The sequence below is a fragment of the Ichthyenterobacterium magnum genome (assembly GCF_003610635.1).
Taxonomy (GTDB): domain Bacteria; phylum Bacteroidota; class Bacteroidia; order Flavobacteriales; family Flavobacteriaceae; genus Ichthyenterobacterium; species Ichthyenterobacterium magnum.
Window position 1 is genome coordinate 1,053,582 of record NZ_RAQJ01000001.1, and the last position, 21,341, is coordinate 1,074,922.

Below are 21,341 nucleotides of genomic sequence, written 5' to 3' on the forward strand. Positions count from 1 at the left end.
AAAACAAAAATATAAATGTGAAGTTAAAAAAAACAACGCTAAAAGAACTTTAAGTATCGTTTCTGGGTTTTTAAACGTTTTATTTTAAATAATATGATAAATGTCATACTTTTGTAGTGAAATCAATGCTTTTTCGATGATTTGTTTAGAATGAATCTAAATAAGAAGCTTTAAACTTTTGAAATTTCAATGGATAAAAGTATCGCTGTAAGTTCTTTTAATGAAGTGAAAGTTGATGATGGTGTTTTTGTGTTAACCTATCAAAATGATAATTCGACAATGCAAAATGTTGAACGTGATATAGATAGTAGTTTTATACAATTTCATTTTTGTGTAAAAGGGTCTAGCAGATTTAATTTTAATAATGGTCGTTATACACTAGATGTTATAGAAGAAAATTCACTTTTACTCTACAACCCACAACGAGATCTGCCTATTCATTTAGATGTTCATCCAAACTCTTGGATTGTAAGTGTTGTTATTTCTATTAAAAAATTTCATGGCTTATTTTCTCAAGAAGCAGATTATATTACGTTTTTGAGTGAAGATAATAAGGATAAAAAATATTATAAAGATGGAAAAGTGTCGCCATCTATGGCAATTGTTTTAAATCAACTTATTAATTATAACCTAAACCAAACCATTAAGGATTTATACTTTAAAGGAAAAGCATACGAGCTTTTAAGTTTATACTTTAATAGAAGTGAAGATGCAGATATCGAACAATGTCCTTTTCTAGTTGACGAAACAAATGTTATAAAAATTAGAAAAGCGAAAGATATTATTATATCAAGAATGGCTGAACCACCAAGCCTTAAAGCATTAGCAGAAGAGATTGATTTAAGCTTAAAGAAGCTTAAAGAAGGTTTTAAGCAAATTTATGGTGACTCCGTATATAGTTTTTTGTTTGATTATAAAATGGAAGTAGCCAGAAAACTTTTAGAATCTGGTGAGCATAATGTAAATGAAGTTGGATTAAAAGTGGGTTATAGCACATCTAGCCATTTTATTGCAGCATTTAAAAAGAAGTATGGCACAACGCCTAAAAAATATTTAATGTCATTGACTTAATTAAATTAGATGAAAGGAATTTTACTTGTAAACCTTGGTTCTCCAGATAGCCCAAGCCCTAAAGATGTAAAAAAATATTTAGGTGAATTTTTAATGGACGAACGTGTTATTGATATTCCGTTAGTAGCAAGAACAGCCTTAGTAAAAGGAATCATTTTAAATACACGCCCAAAGCAATCGGCTGCTGCATATAAAAAAATATGGTGGAAAGAAGGTTCTCCGTTAATTGTTATTTCTGAAAGGCTTAAAAAAAGCATTCAAAAACAAGTAGAAGTTCCTGTAGCTTTAGCAATGCGTTATGGTAGTATGACGATTAAAAAGGGGTTGCAAGAATTAGTAGATAAAGGCGTAGATGAGGTTTTACTTTTTCCTTTATATCCGCAGTTTGCAATGGCAACAACAGAAACGATAACTGTTTTAGCAGAAGAAATTCGTCAGGAAAGTTTTCCTAATTTAAAAATTGAATCTGTTCCAGCATTTTATAACAAACCAGATTATATTGAAGTGCTAAGTCATTCTATTTCTGAAAGCCTAAAAGATAAGCCTTACGATCATTTATTGTTTTCATATCATGGTGTACCAGAACGACATATAAGAAAAAGCGATGTTACAAAATCACATTGTAAAATTGATGGTAGTTGTTGCGAAACACCATCTAAAGCACACAAGTTTTGTTATAGACATCAGTGTTTAGAGGTTACAAGACTTGTTAGTGAACGATTGGGGCTGAAGAAAGGAAGTTTCTCAACGTCCTTTCAATCTCGTTTAGGTTTTGATCCATGGTTGTTGCCATATACAGACAGAACAATTGAACGTTTAGGAAAAGAAGGTGTAAAAAACATGGCTATTGTAACACCAGCTTTTGTAAGTGATTGTTTAGAAACCCTAGAAGAAATTGCAATGGAAGGCCAAGAAATTTTCCACGAAATGGGAGGAAATAACTTTCACACAATCCCATGTTTAAATGATGATAAACCTTTTGTAAACTTACTTTCTAATTGGATAAATGCGTGGAGTAAACAATCTGTTATAGTATAATTTTATGGAATATTACAATTATATAAAAGCGTTACACCTCATTTTTGTTATCACATGGTTTGCTGGATTATTTTACATACCTAGATTGTTTGTATATCAAATAGAAGCTTTTCATAAGCCATCTCCAGAAAAAGAAATTTTAGGAAAACAACTAAAATTAATGGCTAAACGGTTATGGACAATTATTACATGGCCGTCAGCTATTTTAGCAACAGGTTTTGCTATATGGTTACTTATTTTACAGCCTATTTGGTTACAACAACCATGGATGCATGTAAAACTAGCTTTTGTAGTATTACTTATTTTATATCATTTAAAAACACATCAGTTTTATAAACAACTTCAAAAAAATGTGGTAAATAAAACATCAAGCTTTATGCGTATCTGGAACGAAGGCGCAACATTTATTTTATTTGCTGTTGTGTTTTTAGTCATTTTAAAAAGCAGTATTAATTGGATTTTTGGAGTAATTGGCATTATTGTTTTAGGCGTGCTTTTAATGTTAGGTTTTAAGCTTTATAAAAATATTAGGTCTAAAAACCCTGAAGCATAATTGTTGGTGTGATTATTGTTATATTTAGTCAAATATAAAAGCGTTATAACATTGCAAGAAACATTCGTAACCATTAGTTAGATACTTGAAAGAATGATTATATGAATGCTACATGTTGCCTAAAAAAATGATAAAATTCACATGAAATTAAAAACCCTGTCTTTAAGAGTCCGCATTTTTATTGCAATGATTTTATTAGTTTTAATTGCATCAGTGCTAATCGCAGGAGTTACAGTTTATCAATATAACGAAGAGGCAAGAGACTATCATAGAGAACGATTAGAACGTAAAGAAGAAAACATTAAAGAGCAGATTAATTATGTACTTCGCGAAACAACCTATCCCGTAACTACTGAAAATATTCCTCTTATTTTTAAGGATAAAATTTATGAAATGGCTTCAATTCATAAACTTCCTATTAATTTTTATGACTTAGAAGGTAGTTTATTAAAATCCTCAAAAGTAAGTATAGAGGTAGATACACTTTCAAAATGCTTAGATGCAGAGATTTTAAATGCAATTTTAAATACAGCCGAGCATCGATATGTAAGTAGTAATATTGAAAATAAAGAGAGTTCACAGTCATCATACACATATATTACAGACCAAAAATTTAAGCCATTAGCAATCTTAAACTTACCGTATTTAGAAAATGATGATTTTTTAAATAAAGAATTAAAAGAATTTTTGGTACGATTAGGTTTTGCGTATTTAGCAATGATTTTTGCAGCCATTGTTTTTGCTTATTTTATATCTAAATACATAACAAAATCACTAAAAACAATTAGTGATAAAATGAACGAAACACGCCTTGAAAAACGAAATAAAAAGATTGATATAGAGTCATCAAGTGGCGAGATATACGCTTTAGTAAACTCATATAATAGTATGATAGATGAGCTAGAAGCAAGTGCAGTGCAATTAGCAACAAGCGAACGAGAGCAAGCATGGCGTGAAATGGCAAAACAAGTAGCCCATGAGATTAAAAACCCATTAACACCAATGCGATTGAGTGTACAGAGTTTTCAAAGAAAGTTTGATCCTAGTGATGATAACATTCACCAAAAAGTAGATGAGTACAGTAAAACCCTCATTCAGCAAATAGATACTATGAGTTCTATTGCATCGGCTTTTTCAAATTTCGCAAAAATGCCAGCGCAACAAAAAGAAACTTTAAATGTTGTTAATATTGTAAAACTAGGACTCGACATTTTTAGTGAAGGTTATATTACATTCAATTCTGAAGAAAAAGAAATACTCGCAAATTTTGATCGAACACAACTCATTAGAGTAGTAACTAATTTAGTGAAAAACGGAATTCAAGCCATTCCCAAAGAAGCCACAAACCCTAAAATTGAAGTTAATGTCTCAGCAAAGAATAATAATGTAAACATCACAGTTTATGATAACGGAATAGGCATTTCTGAAGACAATAAATTAAAAGTGTTTGAGCCTAAATTTACAACAAAAACTAGCGGAATGGGATTAGGCTTAGCCATGGTAAAAAATATTGTGGAAACTTATAAAGGAAGTATTACCTTTACATCTCAAGAAGGCGAAGGCACACTATTTACAGTTACTTTCCCTAAAGAATAGAATTCCTTGCGTAGGCAGGAATCTCTTAATAAATAAGGGAATAGCATAGTTTAAGAATAACACTGTTCTAAAGTGCTTTAACACATATAATAATTAGTTTCCCACTTTTGTGGGAATAAAAACCACGTTTTTATGAATTACGAAAACATTCTGTCTAATACTCAAAACGGACTTACAACAATAACGATTAACAGACCTAAAAAATTAAATGCATTAAATATTGAGACCATTCAAGAATTGCATGATGCATTAGATGCTGCAAACAAAGACAAAAACACCAAAGTTATACTAGTAACAGGAAGCGGAGAAAAAGCTTTTGTTGCTGGTGCAGATATAAGTGAATTTGCAGATTTTGATGTTGAAGAAGGACGCAAATTAGCTGCTAATGGGCAAGAATTATTATTTGATTTTGTCGAAAATTTAGCAACTCCAGTTATTGCCGCTGTTAATGGCTTTGCACTTGGTGGTGGTTTAGAGTTGGCAATGGCATGTCACTTTAGAGTAGCCAGTGATAATGCAAAAATGGGATTACCAGAAGTGTCTTTAGGTGTTATTCCTGGTTATGGAGGCACACAACGTTTGCCTCAATTAGTAGGTAAAGGACGTGCTATGGAAATGGTTATGACGGCAGGAATGATTGATGCACAAACCGCCAAAGATTATGGTTTAGTAAATCATGTAGTAAGTCAAGAGGAATTATTACCACTAGCCGAAAAGATTGCAAGTAAAATTATGCGAAACTCATCTGTAGCAATTAAAAGTGCCATAAAAGCTATTAATGCTAATTATAAAGATGGTGTAAATGGCTATAAAACCGAAGTTAAACAATTTGGAAAATGCTTTGGAACCAAAGATTTTACTGAAGGTACAACAGCCTTTTTAGAAAAACGTAAGGCTGACTTTCCTGGCGAATAAAATGGCTTGAATTAATAATGTTAGTTAGTGACTGATTAGCTTTTATTTCTGATTATATTTCTAATTCTTTTATTTATAATTTCTGACAAGTTCCAATTGTACAGTTTAGCATCAGTTGTACTGTAGAATTGCACAACTACAGTATCAAGGTCTTTGTAGTATTTGGCAAAACTCTGATATCCTGGAACCCAACCAGAATGTTCATATTCATATATAGAAGCATATATCTCCTTTTCTCCCTGTTCAAATAACGAGCCGTCATTCAAAGCTCTTAAGAATGTACCAACGTCTTCTGCAGTAGCAATGATGCCACGTTCATCTTCCTTTAAATCATTAGGGTATCCAACATGATAACCACTCATTACGTTGTCTATATTTACTTCGCTTAACGAGCTGAAAGTATTGTTAAGATTTAATGGAATAAGAACTTCTTCTTGAATGAATTGAAAATTACTATAGCCTAAAACATCATCCATTATCTTGTTGATTAGGAGGTAATTCGTATTACAATACTCATAGTCTTCTCCAGGTTCAAAATTGGCTGGTTTATCAATAATCAATGCAAGACTTTCTTCATAAGTTTCCGTTGGGTTTGCCCAAAAATTTGGAGCATTTGTAAAATTTGGAATACCACTTCTATGTTGTATCAATAACTTCAAGGTTATTTTTTCAGCGTTTTCAATTCTTCCTTCAAGTTCTGGTAAATAATCAGTTATTGTTTTATTTAATGAAAGCTTTCCATCACTAACTAGTTTGGTAACAGCTACAGCATCATACAATTTACTAATACTGGCAATTTTAAATAGTGCATCTGGTTTAGCGAGTATCTTAGATTCTTTATTGTGCCAACCAGAAGCAAAAAACTGAGGTGGCATGTTTGCTTGGTCTACATAAACAACTATCCCATCAAATCCATGACCAATGGCTTCATCTAATTGTTCCTGAACCGTACCGGGAAGAGGAAGCATCCAAGCTTTTACCAATAGCCATGGAACAAAGAACAATGAGGTTATTGTTCCAACAAGTAAAATTACTTTAAGTATTATGGGTTTTCGTTTATTCATTATGATACTTGCTTATTATGTATAGATATAACACTTGCAAAAGTCTTTTTATATTTTAAGAATTGGAATTTTTAATCTCTGAATCGTTTAATATTAGAGACAGAATGTAATATGATTTTAATAGTTTACTCAAATTGCACACAACGACCTGATAAAAATCTTCTTAAATTATTTATATCAGGTCGTAAACGAAGTTCGCCTTTTTATTTCATAAAGTCAAGTTTAAAAAGACACTGTTTTTAAAATTAAATCTCGATTTATCGAGTTTGTTAATAACCTAAAATTCTTTTAACAGTTTTGCCTTAAAATAATATCTAATTTTAAAGAGCTACTTACACAAGTATTCACTCTTTATTTTTTAGTATTATGAACCCTAAGTCTATTATAAAAGGACGAGGTGCACAACTTAATGTACACAATCGTTTCTTCGAGTTAAGTCACGAACAGCGAGACGATTTTCTAGAATTTTGCCATATAGAAGGCGAAGAACCAGATAAAAACAAAACACAGTATCTTTCTGTTTTTCCAAAAACCATAGTCAATAAAGTGACGAGTCCAGATGTTGGTATGATGTATTCTATGAACATGTACCAAGGCTGTGAACACGGTTGTATTTATTGCTATGCGCGCAATAGTCATGAGTTTTGGGGTTATAGTGCTGGATTAGATTTTGAACGAAAAATTCTAGTAAAAAAAGAGGCTCCAAAATTATTAGAGCAATTGCTTAAAAAGAAATCATGGCAAGCACATACAATAGTTATGTCTGGTAATACAGATTGCTATCAACCAGCTGAAAAACAATTTAAAATAACTAGAGATTGCTTAAATGTGTTTTTAAAGTATAAACATCCAGTAGGTATAATAACAAAAAACGCCTTAATACTTCGTGACTTAGATATTTTAAAAGAGTTAGCAAAAGATAATTTAGTGGCAGTTAATATTTCAATAACATCGTTATCAGAAAAAACTAGACAAATTTTAGAACCAAGAACAGCAACAATTAAAAAGCGATTAAAAACAGTGGAGGTTTTAAGTAAAAATGATATTCCTGTAAATGTCATGTTGGCGCCTATAATTCCGTCAATAAACAGTCATGAAATTTTGCCATTAGCCAAAGCAGTATCAGAAGCTGGCGCATTAAGTATTGGTCATACCATTGTGAGATTAAATGGAGCTATTGGTGAGATTTTTACCGATTGGATTAAAAAAGCACTTCCAGATAGAGCAGAAAAAGTATTGCACCAAATAGAAAATTGCCATGGAGGAACACTAAACGAAAGCCGTTTTGGTAAACGTATGCGAGGCGAAGGCGAAATTGCAAAACAGATTAATGATTTGGTAAAGCTCGCTAAATTAAAATACTTTAAAAACAAAACTATGGTTAAGTTGAATACCTCATTACACAAAACGTATAAAGATGGACAATTAAAATTATTTTAGTTAGTAAATATGTAAGATTTTTCTTTTTAAAATGCTGATTTTTTTTACTTTAGCAAATTGAAAATTAACTTAAATCTCAAATTATTTATGAAACTTAAATTTTTATCAATCTTATGTTTAATCTTAATTGCAGCTACAAGTTGTGATGATTCAACATCTAATGAATTTATGGATGCAAATCCAGATGCAGTTGCTAGGTATATAAAAACAATCACTATTGTATCTGCCCAAGACAATGAAGAAGACACAACAATCACTATTAATTATGATGATAATGATAGAGTGAGTAGTATTACAGACGGAACAGAAACAAGCCTTTTTGTATATGAAAACAATCAACTTTCTAATGTAACAGATGGTGGAGAAACTATGAGTGTAGAAGAATTGTATGAGTCTCCCTATGATGCTTTTGAAACAGGAGAAGTTATTAATTATGATAATAATGGAAACCCTCAAAATTTAAAGTTTTACGAAACAGAATATGATTGGCAATCTAATAGCGAAGTAACTACTGAGTATAGAGCAGAAATTATTTATGATGCTAAGCCAAACCCATATTTTTATACATTACAAGCAGCAGGAGCAATTCATGTAATGGATAATGTTGATTTAAATTTTGGTATGAATGGCGTTGCAGATATTGTTCAAGCAAGAATGCTTTTTCCTTTAAATAATATTACAAAAATTAACTACAGAGACTTAAATGGTAATTTACTTTCTGATGTTACTGCAGATTTTGTATATAACTCAGATAATTATCCAACATCAGCTACAGTTACAGGTGTAAATTATGATGAAGTAGAAGGTAATGAAACTAGCGTTTATGCAATAACATACACGTATAGACCAATCAATTAAATTCTTTTAATTTTAAAAAATGCCTCATTTATGAGGCATTTTTTTTACCTTCAATTCTAATTTATTACGCAAGATTATTGTTGTATAGGTTCAAATTCTTAAAGATGAAAAAATCAGTACTAGTATTAATTATTTTGTTATTTATGCACAAGATGGAGAAGCAGATATTCCTGTTGAAGTTAAAATGACTGAAGTGTTTAAAGACAAACAAAAATTCACTAGTCTAGCGTTCTCTACAGAAGATGGTAATGGAGGTGTCTTTATAGGACGGAACGACGTTATAAAAAGGATATTATATTGAGCATTACGATAGTAATATAAACCTAATTAAAAGTAATGATTTTGAAGTAGATAAGTACTGTGGTGTAATTACTGAAGCCTTTATAAGTGGAAAAGATTTTTTTTAAAAAATAGAGTATTTATACAACAAGAAATCAAAAAAATTAGAATATTATACACATAAGTCATCTAAAGATAGGTTTTCATTTAAATGAAGCCTTTTTTATTTTTCGCCATCCCACTCAGCATAAAATTGTTCAAGAAATTGCTCCATGTATTTGTGTCTTTCTAAGGCAATTTTTCTTCCAGACGCTGTATTCATTCTATCTTTGAGTAACAATAATTTTTCATAAAAATGATTAATTGTTGGAGCTGTTGATGCTTTGTATTCCTCTTTGTTCATTTTTAGATTTGGAGAAACAGAAGGATCAAAAAGCTTTCGGTTTTTAAAGCCTCCATAGTTAAAGCAACGTGCTATACCAATAGCGCCAATAGCGTCCAATCGATCAGCATCTTGAATAATATCTAACTCTGGAGATTTAAAATTTTGCACTTCATTACCGCCTTTAAATGAAATGTTTTTTATGATATTAACAACATGCTCAATAGTTAATGAGTCTACATTTAGATTGAATAAAAACTCTCGAGCTACATTTGGACCAACGGTTTCATCTCCATCATGAAACTTACTATCAGCAATATCATGTAACAAGGCTCCTAAAGATACTATAAACACATCAACATTTTCAGATTTAGAGATAAGCAATGCGTTGTTAAAAACCCTTTGTACGTGAAACCAATCATGTCCGCCTTCTGCATTTTTTAAAGCTTGTTTTACAAATGCTTTTGTTTTCTGTATAATAACATCATTATTCATAAGCTAAAATTAAAAACTCCTTCTAAAAGCAGAAGGGATTTGAATATAAATCTAAAGTGTGTGCGTTAATTATAGAAAATGCAAATAATACAAGTGCAGTAATTGTAATCTTAAGTTTCATTAATAGTATTAGTTTTTGTCGCTGCAAATAACCAACTCTAATGTTAACTTAATGTTTCCTAACTATTAAATTTTAGATACAAAAAAACTGCCTTGGCCAGAGGCAGTCATTAGAATTCATGATAAATAGTCGACAAAAACTAATAGATTATACGAAACTAATATGTTTTATAAAACAGTAACAAATTTATGCATGATGCTTTATATTAATGTAACCCTAATATTAACTAATTATTAAGTTTTTATACATCAATTAAATAGCTAATTGTTAATGGGTTATAGTTGTAATGTAAATTTAATGTTAAGTAAATGTTGCTTAAATGTTATTGAATTTTTATCTTTGATATATTAAGTAATTTTAAAACCCATAATTATGAAGAAAAACATGTTGTTTTTATTTGCTTTATTAATCAGTGTGGTTTCTTTTGCTCAGCAAGAGAGAGAATTAAAACTTAACAATGACACCAATTTAATTGATGTTACTTATTATCACGACAATGGAGTTGTAAGCCAAACAGGTGCTTATACTTTAGATGGTAAGTTACAAGGTGAATGGTTGAGTTTTAATACTGATGGGAATAAAGTAGTTTCTGCGAATTATGATAATGGGAAAAAAGTCGGCAAGTGGTTTTATTGGAATGATAAGACTTTAAAAGAAGTAGATTATACAAATAATACGATTGTGAGTATTAATAATTGGACTGATAGTTCAGCTGTGGCACAACGCAATTAGTTTTATAGATTTAACTAATAAAAAAGCATCCTAAAACTTAGGATGCTTTTTTGTTTAAAAAAAGTTTTTATTATAATATAGTCCAGTTTGCTCCCCAAGTTGTATAGTCTGTAGCTGTTGCATTCCCATCACCAGAAATAAAGTCTTCCTCGGTGAATGTGTCTCCTGTATCGTTTTTCATTTTTGTTATAACATCAACAAAAGTAACATCTGTAACGCTTAAATCACCATTTAAAACACCAGTTCCTGTTGGGTTATTACTGGTTGCTCCAGCATCACCATCTAAGTCGAAACCTTCTTCAAAGCCTTCAATATATACATTAGAGAAAATACCTTGTGTGCCTGCGCGTAAACGTATAGCTTCGTTACCAGTTGCAGATCCATTACCAATAATTGTTAAGTTATTTACGGTTGGTTTAGACCAAAATAATGGTGATGAATTGTTTCCTATATCTGTATTGTAACCATCAGCTTCAACACCTTTGTCATGCTCAGCACCATGTTTTACATATGCATTTGTAATTGTTCCTGAGTAACCTTCAGTCCAATCGATAGAGTCGTCTTGAGCATTTACAACTGAAACGAAATTTACATTAACCGTTCCTCCAAAAAACTCAACACCATCATCTTTACCTTCAAATGCTTGAATATATTCTACGATAGTTTCATTGCCAACTCCATAAAATGAAAAACCATTGTTTTCAGACTGTCCATCGGCAGCACCACCCGAATAATCAACACGTACATAACGTATAATTCCTGAATCATCATTAGCATCTGTTCCGCCATAAGGTAAACTTGCAATTTCTGAAGTTGAGGTTGCAGAACCAGAAACCGAATTAATAGGCGCTTTTCCTAAAATAATTAATCCACCCCAATCACCAGCAGCGGGATCTGAAGCATTAGACGTTAAAATAATAGGGTTATCAGCAGTACCATTAGCAATAATTTTAGCACCTTGAGAAATAGCAATATAAACATTAGAGCCAGCTGCTAAAGCTTCGATAGTCATTCCTGCAGGAATGGTTAATGTTGTTCCAGTTGCCATTATTAATGAGCCGTTTAAAACATACTCTGTGTTAGCATCTAAAGTTAAATCTGTAGTATAAGTTCCTGATAAAAACTCTATATCAGGGTTGTTGTTTCCATTTCCATTATTGGTTACACTGTTGTCATTAATAATAATGTCTGCAGTATCATCTGTTGTACATGAGCTAAATAGTAAAGCTACTATTGTAAAAGCTAAGAATAAATTAGTTTTCATTGTTTTGATTTTTAATTTGATGTTTTTTTTTTTGATTTGTTATTATGTTAAAACTTGTATTTTAATTGAAACCCTATATCAATTCCTCTTTTATAGTTTGAAACACCTTTTGCGTTTGGTGAGGTTACAATAACTTCTCCTACAGCTGTATTTCTAACATATTTGATGGTTGGATTTAAAATATTTTTGATTCCGAAATCGAGGTCTATATTTTTAGATAATTTGTTTTTAAGAATAAAATCTAAGGTTGGTATGCCTTTTTCAATAACATTTTGTAATTGACCAGAACCTAAAGCATCAATCCTATCTGAGAAATAAGAAAATACTAAGTTTGCTGTTGGCTTATAGTTCCCGAATGTTGGAGAATAATTAATATCTGCGTTAATAAGAATTGGAGATGCGCCTTGTAGTTTTTCCTTTTCGTTTCTAAAGCTTACACTATAAGTTCCAGATATGTTTTTATACAAATCCTGTTCTGTATGCATATAAGTAAAGTTTAATCCTCCAGAAAGTTTTGCTTTATCATCTTCATCTAGAATGAAATTTTTTCTAATTTCAGCTTCAAACCCAAGAATTCTTGCTTCATCACCAGTTCTAAAATAGCGTTGTGTTCCTGTAGCATCGAAAGCTACGACCTGATTTACTGGGTCTTTAATTTGCTTATAGAATACACCAAAGGATAATAGTTCAGACTTACTAATAAACCATTCGTACTTAAGATCTAAGTTTAATATTTTTGAATAGGAAACATCTTTTACATTGGTGTAATTTATGCCTGCTTTTGTGCCTAATAAATCTGGGTTACCTCCAATACGTTGCGAAATACTTTCGTAAACAAATGGTGCAACCTCTTTAAATTCTGGAAGTGAAATTGTTTGACTTGCTGAGAAGCGCAGATTTTGTGCTTTGGTTAATCCATATTTTACACTTAAGCTAGGAAGCGCAATAGTTTCTGAAGATGAATTACTATCTACACCTGAGTTTCCTAAATTAATAACATTATAATCTATAGTTTGCTTAATAGATTCTAATCTTACTCCAGGAACAATTAGCCATTTGTTATTATCTGCTTTTATTTCAGCATTAAAATAACCTGCATAGATATCTAGCTGACCATTATATGTGTTTTCTGGTAAACCAGGTCTGTTAGTATTGGTTTGTCCAGGAATACTGTTAATTACTTTTATTTCGTAAAGACCGTTTTGATTTGAACTCGTATTTAAGTTGTTTAATGAAAATATATTATTAAAGTCATTAATATTTTCTACTTCAATATTGCTGTTTACTAAGTCGTAACCATATCTAATATTGTCGAAACTACGTTCTTTAGCTCTTCCGTTATAACCAAAGTTTAGTTTGAAGTTTTCTAAAACTTTATAGGCAATATTTAATCTGCCGTTTAATTCTGAATCTTTTATATTTTGAAAATAACGCTGGTTATCGAAAGCTACATTGCTATAAAAAGTAGGGTTTGTTGTACTATCATTATCAAGCGCAAATTGATATTTTTCTAAAGTAATACGTTTTCTGTCTGGCTCATGAGCATTAACAAGATTGTAACCAATTCCCCAATCTACAATCCATTTATCATAATTATGTTTTCCTAAAAACTGATTAACATAAGTAAGGTTTTGATTAAACTTTACTTCTATTTGATAAAACCCTTCGTCTGTATTTGCAATGGCATCTCTACTACGTCCTTTACCATCAATTCCAAAACGCCCTACAACATCAGATGAGTTATTAATAAACAGTGAGTTAAATTTAAAAGAGTTATTACTATCTAATTTATAATTTACAACAGCCATTGCTGTTGTTTTTGTGCCATATTCAAATTCTTCAGAAACCTCAAAAGACTTCTTTTCAACATTAGTATAATCTGTTGCTTCTCCTTTTCTGTATTCAAAAGTATTTCCAAAAGAACCAGTTGCATAAAAACTTAGTTTACTTCCGTTTTCAAAATTGAACGACTTCCCAAACGAACCACCAAAATCTATAGCAATTGGCGTGTTAAGTTCTACCGGATCAAAACCATGAGACAATACAACTGCAAATGGGTTGTTGTCATATCTATTGTAATATCCAAAATAGCTAGTGCCTTCACTTTTTATAAAAGTTTTGTCAGCCGCATTTGTGTTTATTGATGAACCTATGAAAGAATTGAAAAACCCTTTGCCTTTATAATCTTTAGAAGAAACATCTACATTACCTGCAGCAAAATCTCCGTAAAAGCGTGATGCATATGCTTTACTTATTGAGACATTTTCAATAATATCTGAAGCAAATAGATTGAGGTCAATATTTTTCTTATTAACATCGTTTGATGGTAGAGCTAAACCATTAAGCGTAGTATTTAAATAACGATCCCCTAAACCTCTTACATAAACATTGCTTGAACCTTCTTGTTTAGATACACCAGATATTTTAGCAACTGCTCCAGCTGCATTACTAACCCCTTTTCTTGATAGCTCTTCAGCGCCAATACTTTGTTTTATTTCTGTTGCCTTTTTCTGGTCTAATAATAAAGCAACTTCGCTTTCTCTTTTAGTGGTTGTTGTAATAACAACTTCATCAAGTGATGCCGCACTTGCAGACATTATTACATTTAGTTCTGTGTTTTTTCCACCAGTAACTTCGGTAATTATTTCTTGTGTTTCATACCCAACAAAACTGAAAACAATAGTGTAAGTTCCTGGTTTTAATTCTTCAAAAAGATATAATCCATCAAAATCTGATGTTACGCCAGTTGTAGTTCCTTTTATTAAAACATTTGCAAATGCTAAAGGCTCATTATTATATTCTTTATCAGTAAGTTTTCCAGAGATTGAACCTGCATTTTGTGCAAAAGAAATCGTTGATGTTACTAGTAAAAAAAGTAATGTAAATAGTCTCATTAGTTATTCTAAATTATTTTCAGCAAAGAAACTATTGAAGTGTAAAGTCAAGGTTAAGCAGAAGTTAAAACTAAGTCATAAAAAAGTTAGGATAACGTTATGTAATTTTGGTTTTATTTATTTGAAGGAAACAATAATTTAACATTGAAATAGCTATCTTGCAGCTGCTTAAATTTTTACTATGAATTGGGAACAATTACTCTCATTAAAACGTTTTGGAGATACACATAAACGTTTAAGAAAGGAACAAGATGAAACTCGTTTGGGTTTTGAAGTAGATTATGATCGTGTTATATTTTCTTCTGAATTTAGAAGTCTTCAAGATAAAACTCAAGTGATACCATTATCACAAACAGATTTTGTTCACACAAGATTGACGCATAGTTTAGAAGTAAGCGTTGTAGGTCGTACTTTGGGGCGACGAGTTGGCCAAAAACTATTAGAAAAGTATCCGCATTTAAAAGATACTTACGGTTATCAAGTAAATGATTTTGGTGCTATTGTAGCTGCTTCTGCATTGGCACACGATATTGGAAATCCACCATTTGGGCATAGTGGAGAAAAAGCTATAGGCGAGTTTTTTAAAACAGGAAACGGAAAAAGATTTAAAGACCAATTAACTGATAAAGAATATCAAGATTTATGTGATTTTGAAGGAAATGCAAATGGTTTTAAAATTTTAACCGAGAGCAGAGAAGGTAGAGAAGGTGGTTTACGATTAAGTTACGCTACGCTTGGCGCTTTTATGAAATACCCTAAAGAATCATTACCCAAAAAACCTACAAATCATATTGCAGATAAGAAATATGGTTTTTTTCAAAGTGAAAAACAAGCGTTTATTGATGTTGCTGAAGAATTAGGATTGCTAAAACGTGGTGAAGGTAAAGATTTGAGTTACTCAAGACATCCTTTGGCTTATTTGGTTGAAGCAGCTGATGATATTTGTTATACGATTATAGATTTTGAAGATGGAATTAATTTAGGATTAATTCAAGAAGAGTATGCGTTAGAATATCTTATAAATCTTGTGAGAGACTCAATTAATACAGAAAAATACCATTCACTTAAAAATACTCAAGATAGAGTTAGTTACTTAAGAGCATTAGCCATTAATACACTTATCAATGAGGCTGTAGATTTATTTATGACACATGAAGAAGCTATCTTAAATGGCACATTTTCAAAAGCGTTATTAGACAATAGTAAATATGAAGCTCAAATTAAAGATATTATTAAAGTAAGTATTGAGAACGTCTATCAATCTGCTGAGGTTATAGATAAAGAAATTGCAGGTTATGAAGTCATTAATAAACTTCTAAACACCTTTACTTCTGCTATTTGTAATCATTTTTCAGGAAATGCTTTAAATTATGATAAACTAATTTTAAAATCATTACCAAAAAATATAAATATCAACCAAGAAAGTTTATATGATAGTTTGGCTTTGGTTTGTTTTTATATATCAAAGTTATCAGATAGTAATGCAATTCTTGCATACAGAAAATTAAAAGGGAATCATTTATAGGCAGAAAATTTGATCTTAAGCTTTAGTATGCTTGTATTGTTAATATTGCTGTTAATAATTATTCCTGATTATAAAATAATTTAGTGAAATAAGCACAATATTTGTCGGCAAGAAAAGAGAACGTTTTTTAGAAATTCTCTTATTAATAAATGCATTTTGTCGAATAAATTTGGTTTTAAACGATGTTTCGTTATATTTGTTTAACCATAATCTATTAAACCTACTATCATGAGAAAGAAAATTCTTGGAGCAATCGTAATCTTTTTTGTCACTTTAGCAATCTTATTAATGATTGATGACATTTCTAATACAACAAACTCACAGCTAAGAGAAAACGTTCAAATGTATGATACTAACGAAGAGCCAGAATTAGCTACTGTAGATAGAGAAGAAGATTAAATATTCTCAATTAAATTTATTAAACTTTTCACATCAATTTTTGCAATAGACTGTAGTTCGCCTACACGACCTTGTTCAATGAATTTATCAGGAATTCCTAATACTTTTATGTTGTTTTTGTAATTGTGCTTTGAAGCAAATTCTAATATTTCGCTTCCAAATCCACCTTTAATGGTGCCATCTTCTATAGTAAATATTGTAGTGTAAGACTTAAATATAGAATGTAGCAAGCTTTCATCTAAAGGCTTAACAAATCGCATATCGTAATGCGCAACATCATTTGAGTTGCTACTGTTTTCTATAGCTTCAGTTACATTATTGGCAATAAAACCAATGCTCAATATTGCTAGTTTTGTGCCTGATTTTAGTTGAACACCAGATCCAATTTTAATTTTTGAAAACGGTTGTTTCCAGTCTATAGTAACACCTTTCCCTCTAGGATAACGAATAGCTATTGGTTGTTTTAAACCTAATTGTGCTGTATACATAATATCTCGTAATTCAATCTCATTTCTTGGAGAAAAAATGATGAGGTTTGGTATGCATCGTAAGTATGTTAAATCAAAAACGCCATGATGTGTTGCACCATCTTCACCTACTAAACCAGCACGATCTAAACAAAAAATAACCGGAAGGTTTTGTAGTGCAACATCATGTATAACTTGATCGTAGGCACGTTGTAAAAAGGTTGAATAAATATTGCAAAACGGAATTAAACCCTGAGTTGCCATTCCTGCAGCTAAGGTTACTGCATGTTGTTCGGCAATACCTACATCAAAAGCTCTATCCGGAATTTCTTCCATCATATATTTTAAAGAGCTTCCCGTTGGCATTGCTGGTGTTATACCTATTATATTTGAGTTTAGCTTAGCCAATTCAACAAGTGTATGTCCAAAAACATCTTGAAACTTAGGTGGCTGCCTATAGGCAGATTTGGCATAAATTTCTCCAGTCTTCGCGTCGAATTTGCCTGGAGCATGATATTTAACTTGATTATCTTCAGCTTGTTTTAAGCCTTTTCCTTTGGTAGTTATTACATGTAAAAACTTTGGGCCTTTAACTGTTTTTAGTCGTTCTAATTCTGAAATAACTTTGTTTATATCATGACCGTCAATTGGTCCAGAATAATTAAAATTTAAAGCTTCAAAAATATTATCTTGTTTTTGAGTTCCTTTTTTTACATTAGTCAAGTATTGCTTTAAAGCTCCAACACTTGGGTCAATACCAATGGCATTATCGTTAAGTATTACTAATAGGTTGGCATCAGTAACGCCGGCGTGATTTAAGCCTTCAAAAGCCATTCCGCTAGCCATTGAAGCATCTCCAATAACGGCAATATGATGTTTATCATCACCTTTTAGTTGTGACGCAATTGCCATACCTAAAGCTGCAGAAATTGAGGTTGATGAGTGTCCAACACCAAAGGCATCATATTCACTTTCATCTCGTTTTGGGAAACCGCTAATACCATTAAGCTGCCTATTGGTATGAAATATATCTTTTCGGCCTGTTATTATTTTGTGTCCATAAGCTTGATGACCAACATCCCAAATTAATAAATCTTCAGGTGTATTAAATACGTAATGTAGAGCAAGAGTTAATTCTACAACACCAAGACTTGCTCCTAAATGACCTTCTTTAGTTGCAACTATATTAATGATAAACTCGCGTAACTCTTTAGCGAGTTGAGGCAGTTCGTCAATTGGTAATTGACGTAATTCCTTAGGCGAATAAATACGATTTAATAGATTACTCATGTAATTACAAATGTACTATTTGAAATGCCATAAACAACAAATATTAGCTGATGAAATTGTATTTTTACAATTATGGAAAACCCTTTTGATGATACTTATTTTATGAAAAAAGCCTTGCAAGAGGCAGAAGAAGCTTTTGATAAAGGAGAAATTCCTGTTGGAGCTGTTATTGTTATTGATAATAGAATAATTGCAAGAGCACATAATTTAACCGAATTACTTAATGATGTAACAGCACATGCCGAAATGCAAGCCATTACTGCTGCTGCAAATTTTTTAGGCGGAAAGTACTTAGTAAATTGCACTCTATATGTTACCTTAGAACCTTGTCAAATGTGTGCTGGTGCTTTGTATTGGAGTCAGATTTCTAAAATTGTTTATGGCGCAAGAGATGAAAAAAGGGGTTGCATTGCTTTAAACACAAAGCTACATCCAAAAACAAAACTTGAAGGAGGCGTTTTAGCCGATGAAGCTTCAGATTTATTAAAACGCTTTTTTATTGAAAAGCGAAACTTAAATTGATTAAATAAAAAACGCTCAGCAATTGCTGAGCGTTGAAACTGTAATAAAGTATATCTCTTAGAGAACTTGCACATTAGCGGCAACTAACCCTTTTCTTCCTTCTTCTTCTGTGTACTCTACATTATCGCCTTCACGTAATTCAACACCATTAAGGTTTGATACGTGTACGAAAATGTCTTTTCCTGTTTCGTCGTTGGTAATGAATCCAAATCCTTTTGAATCATTAAAAAATTTAACTGTTCCAGTCATTGTAATAATATATTATAAAAATTAAAGAGCAAAGGTAGTCTTTTAACTAATGCGGCGTGTTAATTAATTGTAATTTTTTAAAATATTGAAAATCAGTACTTTTTGTCTTTTTGATTTTTCCTCATTTTATCTAGATTTTCTTTAGTAAGCATATAGTCTCTAAGGTTTTTATTTTTCCATCTGTGATAAGAAAATAATGGAAATACAATTAAAAATAAACCAACTACACCAAAACCAATTAACTTTTGTGAGTAAGCGGTTTCTAAAAAGTAACCACATAAAATACTTCCAAGACATGCTAAAAAAACGATAAGGATTATATATTTCATTAGAGGAGAGTTATTGTCAAACACTTGTTATAGTTTAAGTTGTAAAGTTAATTAATTCACGCCTGTAAGCCGTAAGTAATTTAGATTTTGAAACAAAACCATGGTAAGTTCCGTTTTTGATAACTGGTAGATTCCAAGCACCAGAATCTTGAAATTTTTTCATTACTTTTTGCATAGAATCTTTTTCATAATCAATACAATCTGGAGGATTTTGCATAAAGGTTTCTACAGAAGTTGTTTGGTAAAGTGTTTGGTCAAACATTACATTTCTAATATCATCTAAAAGAATGATACCAACTAAACGGTTTAACTCATCAACAACGGGAAATAAATTTCGACTAGATTTTGCGACTCCTTGATGCAGCATTTCACCAAGGGACATTTCTGTATTAAGAATAGTAAAGTTTTTTTCTATAACACTATCCAGTTTCATAAGTGTAAGTACGCTTTTATCTTTATCATGAGTTAACAGTGCGCCTTTCTCGGCAAGTTCTTTGGTGTAAATTGTATGTTCAACAGCATTTTTTGTAATAATAAAAGACATAGAAACTGTAATCATTAACGGAACAAAAAGCTCATAACCACCAGTAATTTCTGCAATTAAAAATATGGCTGTTAAAGGTGCGTGTAACACACCCGCAATTAAACCTGCCATGCCAATAAGCGTGAAATTTGCTTCAGAAACTTGAAAACCAAAACCTAAATTATTTATAACCTTTGCTACAACGTTACCTAGAGAACTTCCCATAACCATGGTTGGGATTATAATTCCGCCAGCGCCACCAGCAGCAAAAGTGGTAGTCATGGCGACAGCTTTAAAAATGGTAATACCTATAAGTAAAGCGATAACAATCCAAATGTTATCTAGATAATTATCAAAAGGTGTTTTTCCTAATGCATGTAAATGATTACCATCTAATAGATCATTTATAAAACCAAAACCTTCACCATATAATGGCGGAATAAAATAAAGCATAATACCAATAGCTAATCCACCAACAATTAATTTTTGACCATTCGTTTTAAAACGTTCAAAAAAGGCATAGACTGCAAAATAAATTTTTGAAAAATAGATGGATGCAATTCCGGTTCCAATTCCTAAAATGATATAAAACAAAGTGTCTTTTATTGTAAACTTATCTGAAACATTAAAATTAAAAAGCACACCATCATCTACAAAAAAGTATGATGTTAGTATAGATGAAACGGAAGCAATTAAAAGCGGAAGTAATGATGCAAATGTTAAGTCTAAACTAAATACTTCTATAGCAAAAATAATGGCAGCTATTGGTGATTGAAATATGGATGCAATAGCACCAGCTGCAGCACAACCAATGAGTAAGGTTCTTGTTTTTCTGTCTATATGAAATAATTGCCCAATATTAGAACTAACAGCAGATGCAGAAGCAATAGCAGGACCTAATAATCCAACCGAACCTCCAAAACCAACCGTTAAAGGTGCTGTGATAAGAGGTAAGTATATTTTACTACTTTTAATTAAGCCATTATTTTTAGATAGTGAAAATAAAATTGATGGAATGGCGTGCTCTATAGGTTTTTTAGAAATATACTTGGCAAATAAGTAAACAAACCATATCCCTAAAATTGGCAGTATAAAATAAATGTTATTTTGAGTTAGGATAATGCTCTTTTCTAAAAACCACTGAATAAAATAGGTAATGTTTTTTATTGTTACAGAAATCAACCCAGCTAATAACCCAATTAGCACACTTAATAAAAGCACAAAGTTTTTTTGAGAGACGTATTTATATCTCAAAATGTGTAAACGTTTAATAAATGATTGTTTTGGCATTAGTTAAAACTAATAAAAAAATCCTGCATAGAGCAGGATTATAGT

At 31.3% G+C, this 21,341-nt stretch carries 19 protein-coding genes; 11 read left to right on the forward strand and 8 right to left on the reverse strand.

The genetic code is table 11. From position 1 onward, the window contains the following. Positions 1 to 189: 189 nt before the first annotated feature. The 5 genes from BXY80_RS04985 (at position 190) to BXY80_RS05005 (ending at position 5,173) form a co-directional block, all read left to right on the forward strand. Complete coding sequence (locus BXY80_RS04985; protein ID WP_120200094.1) at positions 190 to 1,071, forward strand: helix-turn-helix transcriptional regulator; 882 nt, start codon at positions 190 to 192, stop codon at positions 1,069 to 1,071. 9 nt (positions 1,072 to 1,080) lie between these two features. Beyond that, the gene (gene hemH, locus BXY80_RS04990; protein WP_120200095.1) at positions 1,081 to 2,109 is read left to right on the forward strand and encodes a ferrochelatase; all 1,029 of its coding nucleotides are present in this window, start codon (positions 1,081 to 1,083) and stop codon (positions 2,107 to 2,109) included. A 4-nt stretch (positions 2,110 to 2,113) separates the two neighbouring features. Next, positions 2,114 to 2,662, forward strand: coding sequence for a CopD family protein (locus BXY80_RS04995; RefSeq protein WP_120200096.1), 549 nt, complete (start codon positions 2,114 to 2,116; stop codon positions 2,660 to 2,662). Positions 2,663 to 2,803: 141 nt separating this feature from the next. Then, positions 2,804 to 4,258, forward strand: coding sequence for a sensor histidine kinase (locus BXY80_RS05000; RefSeq protein WP_120200097.1), 1,455 nt, complete (start codon positions 2,804 to 2,806; stop codon positions 4,256 to 4,258). 132 nt (positions 4,259 to 4,390) lie between these two features. After that, the gene (locus BXY80_RS05005; RefSeq protein ID WP_120200098.1) at positions 4,391 to 5,173 is read left to right on the forward strand and encodes an enoyl-CoA hydratase/isomerase family protein; all 783 of its coding nucleotides are present in this window, start codon (positions 4,391 to 4,393) and stop codon (positions 5,171 to 5,173) included. A 35-nt stretch (positions 5,174 to 5,208) separates the two neighbouring features. Here the strand turns inward: BXY80_RS05005 and BXY80_RS05010 are convergent, their stop codons facing one another. After that, positions 5,209 to 6,237, reverse strand: a complete 1,029-nt coding sequence (locus tag BXY80_RS05010) for a serine hydrolase domain-containing protein (RefSeq protein WP_120200099.1) — start codon at positions 6,235 to 6,237, stop codon at positions 5,209 to 5,211. Positions 6,238 to 6,603: 366 nt separating this feature from the next. Between BXY80_RS05010 and BXY80_RS05015 the strand changes: the two genes are divergently transcribed. Together BXY80_RS05015 and BXY80_RS05020 are read left to right on the forward strand one after the other, a co-directional pair. Continuing rightward, entirely contained in the window at positions 6,604 to 7,677 is a 1,074-nt protein-coding gene (locus BXY80_RS05015) for a PA0069 family radical SAM protein (protein ID WP_120200100.1), read from the forward strand. 87 nt (positions 7,678 to 7,764) lie between these two features. Further along, the gene (locus tag BXY80_RS05020; protein ID WP_120200101.1) at positions 7,765 to 8,535 is read left to right on the forward strand and encodes a hypothetical protein; all 771 of its coding nucleotides are present in this window, start codon (positions 7,765 to 7,767) and stop codon (positions 8,533 to 8,535) included. Between the two features lie 502 nt (positions 8,536 to 9,037). Here BXY80_RS05020 and BXY80_RS05025 read toward each other — a convergent pair. Continuing rightward, the gene (locus BXY80_RS05025) at positions 9,038 to 9,691 is read right to left on the reverse strand and encodes an HD domain-containing protein (RefSeq protein WP_120200102.1); all 654 of its coding nucleotides are present in this window, start codon (positions 9,689 to 9,691) and stop codon (positions 9,038 to 9,040) included. A gap of 493 nt (positions 9,692 to 10,184) precedes the next feature. On the opposite strand from BXY80_RS05025, the gene BXY80_RS05030 reads away from it, so the two are divergent. After that, positions 10,185 to 10,544, forward strand: coding sequence for a toxin-antitoxin system YwqK family antitoxin (locus BXY80_RS05030; RefSeq protein WP_120200103.1), 360 nt, complete (start codon positions 10,185 to 10,187; stop codon positions 10,542 to 10,544). A gap of 70 nt (positions 10,545 to 10,614) precedes the next feature. Here BXY80_RS05030 and BXY80_RS05035 read toward each other — a convergent pair whose 3' ends face one another. Then, a complete protein-coding gene (locus tag BXY80_RS05035; RefSeq protein WP_120200104.1) occupies positions 10,615 to 11,808 on the reverse strand; it encodes a multidrug transporter in 1,194 nt (397 codons plus the stop codon). Positions 11,809 to 11,855: 47 nt separating this feature from the next. Beyond that, positions 11,856 to 14,702 carry a TonB-dependent receptor gene (locus BXY80_RS05040; protein WP_120200105.1) on the reverse strand — a complete coding sequence of 949 codons (2,847 nt, stop codon included), beginning with the start codon at positions 14,700 to 14,702 and terminating at the stop codon, positions 11,856 to 11,858. A 181-nt stretch (positions 14,703 to 14,883) separates the two neighbouring features. Here BXY80_RS05040 and BXY80_RS05045 point away from each other — a divergent pair, with 181 nt between their 5' ends. Both BXY80_RS05045 and BXY80_RS13895 read left to right on the forward strand, forming a co-directional pair. Continuing rightward, on the forward strand, positions 14,884 to 16,227 hold the full coding sequence (locus BXY80_RS05045) for a deoxyguanosinetriphosphate triphosphohydrolase (protein WP_120200106.1): 1,344 nt from the start codon (positions 14,884 to 14,886) through the stop codon (positions 16,225 to 16,227). A gap of 228 nt (positions 16,228 to 16,455) precedes the next feature. Then, the gene (locus BXY80_RS13895; protein WP_162843267.1) at positions 16,456 to 16,626 is read left to right on the forward strand and encodes a hypothetical protein; all 171 of its coding nucleotides are present in this window, start codon (positions 16,456 to 16,458) and stop codon (positions 16,624 to 16,626) included. Here the strand turns inward: BXY80_RS13895 and BXY80_RS05050 are convergent. Next, positions 16,623 to 18,383 carry a 1-deoxy-D-xylulose-5-phosphate synthase gene (locus tag BXY80_RS05050; protein ID WP_120200107.1) on the reverse strand — a complete coding sequence of 587 codons (1,761 nt, stop codon included), beginning with the start codon at positions 18,381 to 18,383 and terminating at the stop codon, positions 16,623 to 16,625. The two genes, BXY80_RS13895 and BXY80_RS05050, sit on opposite strands and share 4 nt — an antisense overlap. 72 nt (positions 18,384 to 18,455) lie before the next feature. Between BXY80_RS05050 and BXY80_RS05055 the strand changes: the two genes are divergently transcribed. Beyond that, positions 18,456 to 18,905: a nucleoside deaminase gene (locus BXY80_RS05055; protein WP_120200108.1), complete on the forward strand. Its 450-nt coding sequence runs from the start codon at positions 18,456 to 18,458 to the stop codon at positions 18,903 to 18,905. Positions 18,906 to 18,962: 57 nt separating this feature from the next. Here BXY80_RS05055 and BXY80_RS05060 read toward each other — a convergent pair whose 3' ends face one another. From BXY80_RS05060 to BXY80_RS05070, 3 genes are all read right to left on the reverse strand, one after another. Then, positions 18,963 to 19,154: a cold-shock protein gene (locus BXY80_RS05060; RefSeq protein ID WP_120200109.1), complete on the reverse strand. Its 192-nt coding sequence runs from the start codon at positions 19,152 to 19,154 to the stop codon at positions 18,963 to 18,965. A gap of 92 nt (positions 19,155 to 19,246) precedes the next feature. Further along, a complete protein-coding gene (locus tag BXY80_RS05065; RefSeq protein ID WP_120200110.1) occupies positions 19,247 to 19,483 on the reverse strand; it encodes a hypothetical protein in 237 nt (78 codons plus the stop codon). A 34-nt stretch (positions 19,484 to 19,517) separates the two neighbouring features. Further along, positions 19,518 to 21,296: a chloride channel protein gene (locus BXY80_RS05070; protein ID WP_120200111.1), complete on the reverse strand. Its 1,779-nt coding sequence runs from the start codon at positions 21,294 to 21,296 to the stop codon at positions 19,518 to 19,520. Between the last annotated feature and the right edge of the window lie 45 nt (positions 21,297 to 21,341).

Excerpts from the sequence above, each read along its gene's own strand:
- BXY80_RS04985 (WP_120200094.1), top strand. The coding sequence starts at position 190 with ATGGATAAAAGTATCGCTGTAAGTTCTTTTAATGAAGTGAAAGTTGAT.
- hemH (WP_120200095.1), top strand. The coding sequence starts at position 1,081 with ATGAAAGGAATTTTACTTGTAAACCTTGGTTCTCCAGATAGCCCAAGC.
- BXY80_RS04995 (WP_120200096.1), top strand. The coding sequence starts at position 2,114 with ATGGAATATTACAATTATATAAAAGCGTTACACCTCATTTTTGTTATC.
- BXY80_RS05000 (WP_120200097.1), top strand. The coding sequence starts at position 2,804 with ATGAAATTAAAAACCCTGTCTTTAAGAGTCCGCATTTTTATTGCAATG.
- BXY80_RS05005 (WP_120200098.1), top strand. The coding sequence starts at position 4,391 with ATGAATTACGAAAACATTCTGTCTAATACTCAAAACGGACTTACAACA.
- BXY80_RS05010 (WP_120200099.1), bottom strand. The coding sequence starts at position 6,237 with ATGAATAAACGAAAACCCATAATACTTAAAGTAATTTTACTTGTTGGA.
- BXY80_RS05015 (WP_120200100.1), top strand. The coding sequence starts at position 6,604 with ATGAACCCTAAGTCTATTATAAAAGGACGAGGTGCACAACTTAATGTA.
- BXY80_RS05020 (WP_120200101.1), top strand. The coding sequence starts at position 7,765 with ATGAAACTTAAATTTTTATCAATCTTATGTTTAATCTTAATTGCAGCT.
- BXY80_RS05025 (WP_120200102.1), bottom strand. The coding sequence starts at position 9,691 with ATGAATAATGATGTTATTATACAGAAAACAAAAGCATTTGTAAAACAA.
- BXY80_RS05030 (WP_120200103.1), top strand. The coding sequence starts at position 10,185 with ATGAAGAAAAACATGTTGTTTTTATTTGCTTTATTAATCAGTGTGGTT.
- BXY80_RS05035 (WP_120200104.1), bottom strand. The coding sequence starts at position 11,808 with ATGAAAACTAATTTATTCTTAGCTTTTACAATAGTAGCTTTACTATTT.
- BXY80_RS05040 (WP_120200105.1), bottom strand. The coding sequence starts at position 14,702 with ATGAGACTATTTACATTACTTTTTTTACTAGTAACATCAACGATTTCT.
- BXY80_RS05045 (WP_120200106.1), top strand. The coding sequence starts at position 14,884 with ATGAATTGGGAACAATTACTCTCATTAAAACGTTTTGGAGATACACAT.
- BXY80_RS13895 (WP_162843267.1), top strand. The coding sequence starts at position 16,456 with ATGAGAAAGAAAATTCTTGGAGCAATCGTAATCTTTTTTGTCACTTTA.
- BXY80_RS05050 (WP_120200107.1), bottom strand. The coding sequence starts at position 18,383 with ATGAGTAATCTATTAAATCGTATTTATTCGCCTAAGGAATTACGTCAA.
- BXY80_RS05055 (WP_120200108.1), top strand. The coding sequence starts at position 18,456 with ATGGAAAACCCTTTTGATGATACTTATTTTATGAAAAAAGCCTTGCAA.
- BXY80_RS05060 (WP_120200109.1), bottom strand. The coding sequence starts at position 19,154 with ATGACTGGAACAGTTAAATTTTTTAATGATTCAAAAGGATTTGGATTC.
- BXY80_RS05065 (WP_120200110.1), bottom strand. The coding sequence starts at position 19,483 with ATGAAATATATAATCCTTATCGTTTTTTTAGCATGTCTTGGAAGTATT.
- BXY80_RS05070 (WP_120200111.1), bottom strand. The coding sequence starts at position 21,296 with ATGCCAAAACAATCATTTATTAAACGTTTACACATTTTGAGATATAAA.